The 7,772-nt window shown below is 68.9% G+C and carries 11 protein-coding genes; all 11 read left to right on the plus strand.

Features of this window, described 5'->3' with window-relative positions; all coding sequences use genetic code 11:
* Positions 1-128 precede the first annotated feature (128 nt).
* The 11 genes from MBSD_RS15990 (at position 129) to MBSD_RS04975 (ending at position 7,735) form a co-directional block, all read left to right on the plus strand.
* The gene (locus MBSD_RS15990; RefSeq protein ID WP_484502473.1) at positions 129-272 is read left to right on the plus strand and encodes a GFA family protein; all 144 of its coding nucleotides are present in this window, start codon (positions 129-131) and stop codon (positions 270-272) included.
* 127 nt (positions 273-399) lie between these two features.
* On the plus strand, positions 400-942 hold the full coding sequence (locus tag MBSD_RS04935; RefSeq protein ID WP_082306492.1) for a cupin domain-containing protein: 543 nt from the start codon (positions 400-402) through the stop codon (positions 940-942).
* Between the two features lie 234 nt (positions 943-1,176).
* Positions 1,177-1,641: a VOC family protein gene (locus tag MBSD_RS04940; protein ID WP_062535633.1), complete on the plus strand. Its 465-nt coding sequence runs from the start codon at positions 1,177-1,179 to the stop codon at positions 1,639-1,641.
* 777 nt (positions 1,642-2,418) lie between these two features.
* On the plus strand, positions 2,419-2,772 hold the full coding sequence (locus MBSD_RS04945; protein ID WP_062535635.1) for a hypothetical protein: 354 nt from the start codon (positions 2,419-2,421) through the stop codon (positions 2,770-2,772).
* 512 nt (positions 2,773-3,284) lie between these two features.
* Positions 3,285-3,974, plus strand: a complete 690-nt coding sequence (locus MBSD_RS04950; RefSeq protein ID WP_148667807.1) for a hypothetical protein — start codon at positions 3,285-3,287, stop codon at positions 3,972-3,974.
* Positions 3,975-4,014: 40 nt separating this feature from the next.
* Positions 4,015-4,515 carry an AAC(3)-I family aminoglycoside N-acetyltransferase gene (locus MBSD_RS04955; protein ID WP_062535638.1) on the plus strand — a complete coding sequence of 167 codons (501 nt, stop codon included), beginning with the start codon at positions 4,015-4,017 and terminating at the stop codon, positions 4,513-4,515.
* A 287-nt stretch (positions 4,516-4,802) separates the two neighbouring features.
* Positions 4,803-5,192 carry a YciI family protein gene (locus MBSD_RS04960; protein WP_062535640.1) on the plus strand — a complete coding sequence of 130 codons (390 nt, stop codon included), beginning with the start codon at positions 4,803-4,805 and terminating at the stop codon, positions 5,190-5,192.
* A 181-nt stretch (positions 5,193-5,373) separates the two neighbouring features.
* Positions 5,374-5,511 (plus strand): hypothetical protein, encoded by a 138-nt coding sequence (locus MBSD_RS15350; protein ID WP_187300558.1) that lies wholly within the window; start codon positions 5,374-5,376, stop codon positions 5,509-5,511.
* Positions 5,512-5,539: 28 nt separating this feature from the next.
* Positions 5,540-6,199 carry an NAD(P)H-dependent oxidoreductase gene (locus MBSD_RS04965; protein ID WP_062535642.1) on the plus strand — a complete coding sequence of 220 codons (660 nt, stop codon included), beginning with the start codon at positions 5,540-5,542 and terminating at the stop codon, positions 6,197-6,199.
* Between the two features lie 192 nt (positions 6,200-6,391).
* The gene (locus MBSD_RS04970) at positions 6,392-6,853 is read left to right on the plus strand and encodes an NIPSNAP family protein (RefSeq protein WP_062535645.1); all 462 of its coding nucleotides are present in this window, start codon (positions 6,392-6,394) and stop codon (positions 6,851-6,853) included.
* Between the two features lie 186 nt (positions 6,854-7,039).
* Positions 7,040-7,735: a VIT1/CCC1 transporter family protein gene (locus tag MBSD_RS04975; RefSeq protein WP_062535647.1), complete on the plus strand. Its 696-nt coding sequence runs from the start codon at positions 7,040-7,042 to the stop codon at positions 7,733-7,735.
* Positions 7,736-7,772 lie beyond the last annotated feature (37 nt).

Consider the following 7,772-nt stretch of genomic DNA (forward strand, 5'->3'; position numbering starts at 1 on the left):
GGTTCGCCCCGGGTGAACAACCTACTGAGAGATCACAGCTAGCGCTCGACACCCAGGATCCGCGGTCTGCTTGTTAGTTGGGCCTCACGGAGTGAGCCCGTGTGCACCACTGCGCAACCGATCGAATCATGGCAGCGATCAATAAAGGCTCATGCCTCTGCGGCAAGGTCACCTTTGTGGTGACAGGGGAGCTAAAGCCTCCCGACGCGTGTCACTGCGTGCAGTGCAGGAAGCACTCGGGTCACTACTTCGCCTCAACGGTAGCTCCGTGAACATAGTGCCCAACAAGGCGCTCCAGCGGACGGGCCATTCGCTGCGCTCACGGCCCGTCGCTGAGCTTGGGCGTTGGGCGTCAGGAGCAGGCCCTCAACAGCCTCCATCACTAGAGGAGAACGGCCCATGAGAAGACTCGCGCTTGTGCTCGCTACGCTGATTGGATACGTCTGCGCGGCCTCCGTGTTTGCACAACAGACAGCGTCCCCAGGAAAGGTGGCAGGAGAGGGGTTCGTCGTCGTCCCCGGCTCTGCTCCTCGTTACGGTGGGCCTCAGGGCAGAGAAGCGGATGTCACCGAAGTGCTGGCCTCGGGGCAGCAAACCGCAGGCACGCTCGGCGTGTTTCGCCAAACCATTGCGCCAAAGAGCGGGCCGCCCACGCACATCCACAAAACGGAGGACGAGTTCTTCTACGTGGTGCGTGGCGAGTTCAGCATCAAAGTCGGCAACCGGATCGTGAGCGCGCCCGCCGATACCTTTCTCTTCGTCCCGCGTGGCACCCCGCATACCTTCCGCAACGTCGGGACGCAGCCCGGCGTGATTCTGGTTGGCGTCGTCCCAGGGGGATTCGAAAAGATGTTCGAGGAGCGGCAGGGGGTGGATGCCAAGGCGAACCAGGCGCTGATGAAGAAGCACAATATGGAAGTTGTCGGACCGCCGCTCCGGTGACCGCTCTGCGAGATGGTGACGCCGAAAAAGCGCCCAACAGCCGCCTACAGCCGACGCCCTGAACCGCCCCGGGATTCCCAGGGCGGTTCAAGATCGGAACGTGTCTGTGGCTGCTCATAGTAGGCAGTCGTCGGCGCATGGCAGTGCACCCCAACGATTCATTCAAGCCGACCGTCAAACCGCTACGCGGTTTGCCGCCGGCTTAACTCAGGCGTTAGGCGCCAAGGAATCGTCATGGCAGTCAAGCGTATCGACAACGTCGGCATCGTGGTGGAAGACCTCGATGCCGCCATCGAGTTCTTCAGCGAACTGGGCCTTACCCTCGAAGGCCGCATGCCCATCGAGGGTGAATGGGCCGGCCGCGTTACCGGAGTTCGCGGCCAGCGCGTAGAAGTTGCCATGATGCGCACCCCGGACGATCACTGCCGCATTGAGCTCTCGCGCTTCCACGCCCCCGCCATCGCCTCCGATCACCGCACGGCGCCCGTGAACTCGTTGGGTTATCTGCGCGTCATGTTCGCTGTCGATGATCTCGACGACACCCTTTCCCGGCTTGGCAAGCTCGGTGCGACCGTAGTGGATGAAGTCGTCGACTACCAAGACGTCTACCGCCTCTGCTATATCCGGGGACCCGAAGGAATTCTCCTCGGGCTCGCTCAACAGCTCGAACATCATGCCCCCTCGAGCGTTGACGCCTAACCCGCTCCATCGAGTGGACGTCTTACCGCCTGCTTCGCAGCCGGCAAGCCGCCGCTCATGTCGAACGTTAGGCGGCACAGACCCATCTGCGTAGCTGAAGCATGCCGAGCAATGGGGTCTGCAAGGTCGTGATCCCTCTCCCCGCCTGCCTCGCGGCCGCAGCGAAGGCCGTAGTGCGCAAATCATGCGCATTGGCCCGCCCACGGCCGAGGGCGTCACGCTGTCGGTGCGATCCTGCGACCGCGCCAGTGGCGCTTACGTCCTGGAACTCCGCAACCACGCCAGGCGTCCGATTCTCTACCTCAATCCCTACCCGACCTTCGACGCCCACCGTACGCCCGATCCGATGACATTTCCGACAGCGCCGGAGGGCGCCGCGCTCATGGCGCACGACACGATGCTTGGCCCGGGCGAGTCGCTAACCCTCACAGGCCGGTGCACCGCCACCGGCGCGTGCTCGGTGCCGGGCACTTACGCGGCCATCCATGCCTGCGGGTTCACGACAGCCTGGACCTGCGGGACATACTCGCCCGTCTGGTCGGCAACGCTGTTGAATGGCACCCGGTAGTGCATCCGGCAGACGACGAAGACGACAACCGAAGGGCCGTAACCCATGGATCGCCGACGCGCATGGGCGAGCGCCGGCGTCGGGCATCGCCTCGGGGTTCTCCGCCCTCGTCCCTGCCAATGCTGTCGAAACGGCGCGTCCTCGATCGTCGTACTTGCGTCCCGCCCTGCGCATCGCCCGGCGGACCGTCCACGCATCGGAGGAACCCCATGAAGACATTCCTTGCCGTCTATCTCGGCACCGCGGACGCGATGTCCGGCTGGAACGCGCTGCCGGAGGCGGTTCGTCGCGAACGCCAGGCCACGGGCATCCGCCAGTGGCGCGCCTGGGCCGAACGCCACAAGGCGAGCATCGTCGATCCGGGCAGTCCGCTGGGCAGGACGAAAGCCGCCTCGCCCGCCGGCATCGCCGACGTCCGCAACGCCATGACGGCCTACGTCATCGTCCGGGCCGAAACGCACGACCAGGCCGTCCGGCTGTTCGAAGGGCACCCGCACTTCAGCGTCTTCCCCGGCACCTCCGTCGAAGTGATGGAGTGCCTGCCGATCCCGGCGGACATGTAACGCCGCCGCCCGCGGGGCCCGACACCTCGCCCGCGGCGCCGACTCCGCGCAGCCGTCGAAGCGTCATGCCGCGCCTCGCCGCGGCTGGGCTTTGCCCGAACACCCGCAATCTGCCCCCAGGACTCGGCACCTGGTCGCCGTTCACCACTCCGACGACCGTCCGTCGCCGAGGACGAAGCGGCGTATCGCGGCATCGACACGCTCGATCATCGGCTACGATGAGCCGGAAGCGTCATCGGCTTGCCCGTCCCCGGGACCGGCGCCCTCGCCATCGACGCTCGCGCGGCGCAACGCAGGCAAGGGTTGCAGGGCGCCGGCGCGGGCGCGCTGACGCGACAGGGATCGAGGCTCGTCGAGGACGCGGGGTGCCGTCCAGCCCATCGAAGCCTGCTGGCGATGCGGGAAGATTCGTTCGATCATGCCGGCGGAGGTACCGACGCCCGCCGCCTTGCCCAGGCGCCGGGCGGCAGTCCCCGCGTGCCGTTCCGTTGTCCAAGCGCCGGAGGACGAACATGAAACCGCGTGGATCGATGGCCGAGTTCGCGCTCGTGACCGGGGCGCCGGCGCTGCTTGCACTCGTCGAGTTGGTCCATCCGCAGCCTCATGACCTGCTGCGGCTCGACGTGCGGACCTGGCTCGCGGTGCACTACGCGCAGATCCCGCTGTTCCCGCTGGCCGCTCTCGGCGTCGTGCGGCTGGTGCGGCACCGGGCCGGAATCGCCGCGGGCGTCTGCCGGGCGGCGATGTTCGTCTTCGGCGCGAGCTGGACCGCCTGGGATGCGGTGGCCGGCGTGGCGACCGGCATTCTCGCAAGCGCCGCGCAGGGTTCCGGCGACACCCAGGCGTGGCGCGGGCCGGTCGATGCGATCTGGCAGCACCCGATCATGGGCGGCGGCACAGCCTCGGTGCTGGCGGTGACGGGCGCGATCGCCCTGTCGGTGGTCACGGTGTCCGCCGCGGTCGCGCTGAAGCGCGCGGGCCACTCCTGGATGCCGGTCCTGTTGCTCGCTATCGCCGGCTTCGGCATCACCATCTTCAAGACCCATGCCTGGCCCGGCGGTCCGTCGACGTTCGCGGGTCTGTCCATCGCGGGAGCATGGCTGCTCCTCGAGCCCGTGCAGCCGGCGCCATCCGATGTCGCTGCCGCCCCGCGCGACGCCGCGGCGGGCGATGCTCTCGCCATGCCCCGGGGCCGCCGTTGAGCTGGTCGCGGAGCGGCGCCGAAACCGGCACCGGTGACCGATGAGTCGGCTCGCAGCCATCCGCGTCCTGCAGGCCGCCGATACGGCGGCGCTACGCTCCATGCTTGCGCTTTTCGGCGAGGCCTTCGAGGAGCGGGAAACCTACCTCGCCCGCCAGCCCGACGACGACTATCTCGGGCGCCTTCTGGCGAGCGAGCATTTCATCGCCATCGTGGCGCTCGCGGGGCCGGACGTCGTCGGCGGGCTCGCGGCCTACGTGCTTCCCAAGTTCGAGCAGGCGCGCAGCGAGATCTACATCTACGATCTCGCGGTCAGGCAGGATCACCGGAGAAAGGGCGTCGCCACCGCGATGATCGAGAGATTGCAGGGGATCGCCGTCCAGCGCGGCGCGCACGTCATCTTCGTGCAGGCCGACTACGGCGACGCCGCCGCCATCGCGCTTTACGGCAAGCTTGGCGTGCGGGAAGAGGTGCTGCACTTCGATATTGCCCCTCGCGAGACGAATGCGGCGGCTGCGGGAAGACCCGAACCCGCCAACTGACGTCATGCCCGCGCTGCGCACGCAGGAGCACGCGCGAACGCTGGAGGCGGCCGGAGGCGAGTCGCGTCCGATACGGCGCCAGCCTCGACACGCCGGGCCCCGCCGGGTCGCGGCATCGCGGTTTCACAAACGGGAGAACGTGCGTGGCCGAACAGCCCCTCTCATTCGACGCGGCGAAGTACAAGCACGCACAACGGGAGCAGCGCCGCGCCGGTTGGCGCGGGGCTCCGCCAGGCGGCGGCGACTGACCGCCCCATCTTCCCCAGGCACGCACATCCGGACCGTCCATGACCACGAACGCACCGCTCCACGACTATCTCGTCCTGTCCAAAGGCAAGTGGGATGCGGACAAGTCGCCGCAGGAAATCCAGGCCGCCATCGACGCGTTCTACGCCTGGTACGAACGGCTGCTGGCCGAAGGGAAATTCAAGCCAGGCCATCGGCTGGCGCGCGAAGGCAAGCGCGTCTCGCGGCAGGGCATCGTCGACGGGCCGTTCGCCGAGGCCAAGGAGGTGATCGGCGGCTACTGGTTCATCGTCGCGCGCAGCCTCGAGGAGGCGGCGGAGCTGGCGGCGCGCAATCCGTGCATGGCCTGCGGGCTCAGCTACGAGGTGAGGCCGGTCGATCCCGAGCGCGCCAGCGCCTACGCGCTGACCAACGAAACGCCGGCGACGTAGCGCGTTCGCGCAAGCTGCTCCCGGGATCGGCCGCTCTCCCGCCCTTGGGGCGCGAACTCAGGCGCGCCGCGTAAGCCCGCCGCACTCCGCCCGGTCTGGATCGCCAGCGCCGGTTCCCCGCCACGGCGCAGCGGCGCCGGCGCTCGCCGACCGATGCACGCGGGCGACCCCGGAGCGTCCGATGCCGCTGACCCGTCGCCGGTTTCTCGATCTCGCCGCGCGCGGCATCGCCGCCGGTGCGCCGGCGGAGCGGCTCGGCGTCGCCGCAGACGGCGTCGGCGGCAACCTGGCCGATCTCGTCGCCTACCTGCGCGCTTAGGCGCCCTCTTCCGGAGCCCGGGTTTCCCATGCGCGTCTTCATCGTCCACGCCCACCCCGAACCGACCAGCTTCAACGCGGCGATGACGCGCGCGGCGGTCGACGCGCTGCTCGATGCCGGCCACGAGGTGGCGGTCTCCGATCTCTACGCGATGGGTTTCGACCCGGTCTCGGACCGGCGCAACTTCGTCACCGTGCGCGATCCGCATCGGCTGAAGCTGCAGGCCGAAGAGGAGTTCGCCAGCGCGCACGACGGCTACGTGCCGAAGTTGCAGGCGGAGATGGACAAGCTCGCGTGGTGCGACCTGCTGATCCTGCAGTTCCCGCTGTGGTGGCTCGGCATGCCGGCGATCCTGAAGGGCTGGATCGATCGCGTGTTCGCCGTCGGCCGCGCCTACGGCGGCGGCCGCCATTTCGCGCGCGGCGTGTTCGCCGGCAAGCATGCGCTGTGCGCGCTGACCATCGGCGGCTCGGCGGAAGCCTATTCCGACGCCGGCATGTACGGGCCGCTGGCGCCGATCCTGTTTCCGATCCACCACGGCATCCTCGGCTTCGTCGGCTTCACCGTGCACGAGCCCTTCGTCGTGCATGCGCCGGCGCGTATCGAGGAGGCGGCGCGCGGCACGCACCTCGTCCGCTATCGCGAATATCTGCGCGCCATCACCGCCGCGCCGGCGGCACGGCCATAGCGCGCCGCCCCGCGTGTTGTGCGGCGCCGCTCGATTGCGGTGCGCCGCGCCGCCGGCCGTTCCTATAATCGACCCGGCCGGTCGCCGCCGCTCCTCGCGACGGCAACGCGCTCGAACCCCTGCGCTCGGGCGAAGACGATCGGTGCCGGGCCGCTGCGCGCTGCGTCGCACGCCAACTTCCGAGGAAACCCCATGACACGCTCCCTGAAGGCCGCTGGCTATCTGTTCGCAACCGTCCTCGTCGCCGCCGCGCTTGCGGCCGCGACTTCCGCGCGCGCGAGAACCCACGCGCAACTGCTGACGCATGGCGTCGTCCACCAACTGCGCATCTACGAGATCTTCGATCACAACAAGCAGGCGTTCCACGACCGCTTCCGCGACCATGCCATGCGCATCATGGCGCGCTACGATTTTCCGATCGTGGCGACCTGGGAATCGCGCCACGACGATCGCACCGAGTTCGTCTATCTGCTGGAATGGCCGGACAAGGAAACGATGCAACGCCAGTGGGCGAAGTTCATGGCCGACAAAGAGTGGTCGGACATCAAGAAGGCGACGGCCCGGCAGTACGGCGACCTGGTCGGCGGGATCCAGGACCGCACGCTGCTGCTGACCGACTATTCGCCGCACAAGGAACTGCTGATTCCCCAATAGACCCCGTCGCCGGTCCGCCTTCGACGAAGCACGCCGATCGCCTGGACAGGTCGATCCTCCGCACGAGCGGGTCGCATGCCTGCTCCCGGCAAGAGCGGACTGGTGCGGCTTCGCGCCGGCCCCGCTTGCTGGCATGCTGCACGCGCGGCCGCATCCCGGCGGCCGGATCACGCCGAGGGAATCCGCATGCCCGTGCATCACTGGGAACGCCACCGCACCGAGCGCATCGGCTGGCTGCGCGCCGCCGTGCTCGGCGCCAACGACGGCATCGTCTCCACCGCCAGCCTGGTGCTGGGCGTGGCGGCGTCGCAGGCCTCGCACGGCAGCGTCGTCGTCGCCGGCGCGGCCGGACTGGTCGCCGGCGCGATGTCGATGGCCGCCGGCGAGTACGTCTCGGTGCATTCGCAGGCGGACACCGAGCGCGCCGACATCGAGCGCGAACGCAGGGAACTGGCGACGGAACCCGAGGCCGAGCTGAAGGAGCTGACCGCGATCTACGTCGGCCGCGGCCTCGACGCCGCGCTGGCGCAGCAGGTGGCGGTGGCGCTGATGAAGCACGACGCGCTGGAGGCGCACGCGCGCGACGAGCTCGGCATCACCACCACGCTGCGCGCGCGGCCGCTGCAGGCGGCGCTGGCGTCGGCGGCCAGCTTCGCGGTCGGCGCGGCGCTGCCGCTGGCGGTGGCGGCGTTCAGCCCCGTGAGCGCGACGATGCCGCTGGTCGGCGGCACCTCGCTGGCCTTCCTCGCCCTGCTCGGCGGCGTCGCCGCGCGCACCGGCGGTGCGCCGGTCGCCGCCGGCGCGCTGCGTGTCGCTTTCTGGGGCGCGCTGGCGATGGCGCTGACCGCCGGCGTCGGCGCGCTGTTCGGCGTGGCGGGCTAGGTGTGTAAACCCACCAGGTTGTTCATGTCGATGCGGG

Source organism: Mizugakiibacter sediminis, from assembly GCF_000953855.2.
In the GTDB taxonomy this organism is placed as follows: Bacteria; Pseudomonadota; Gammaproteobacteria; order Xanthomonadales; family Rhodanobacteraceae; genus Mizugakiibacter; species Mizugakiibacter sediminis.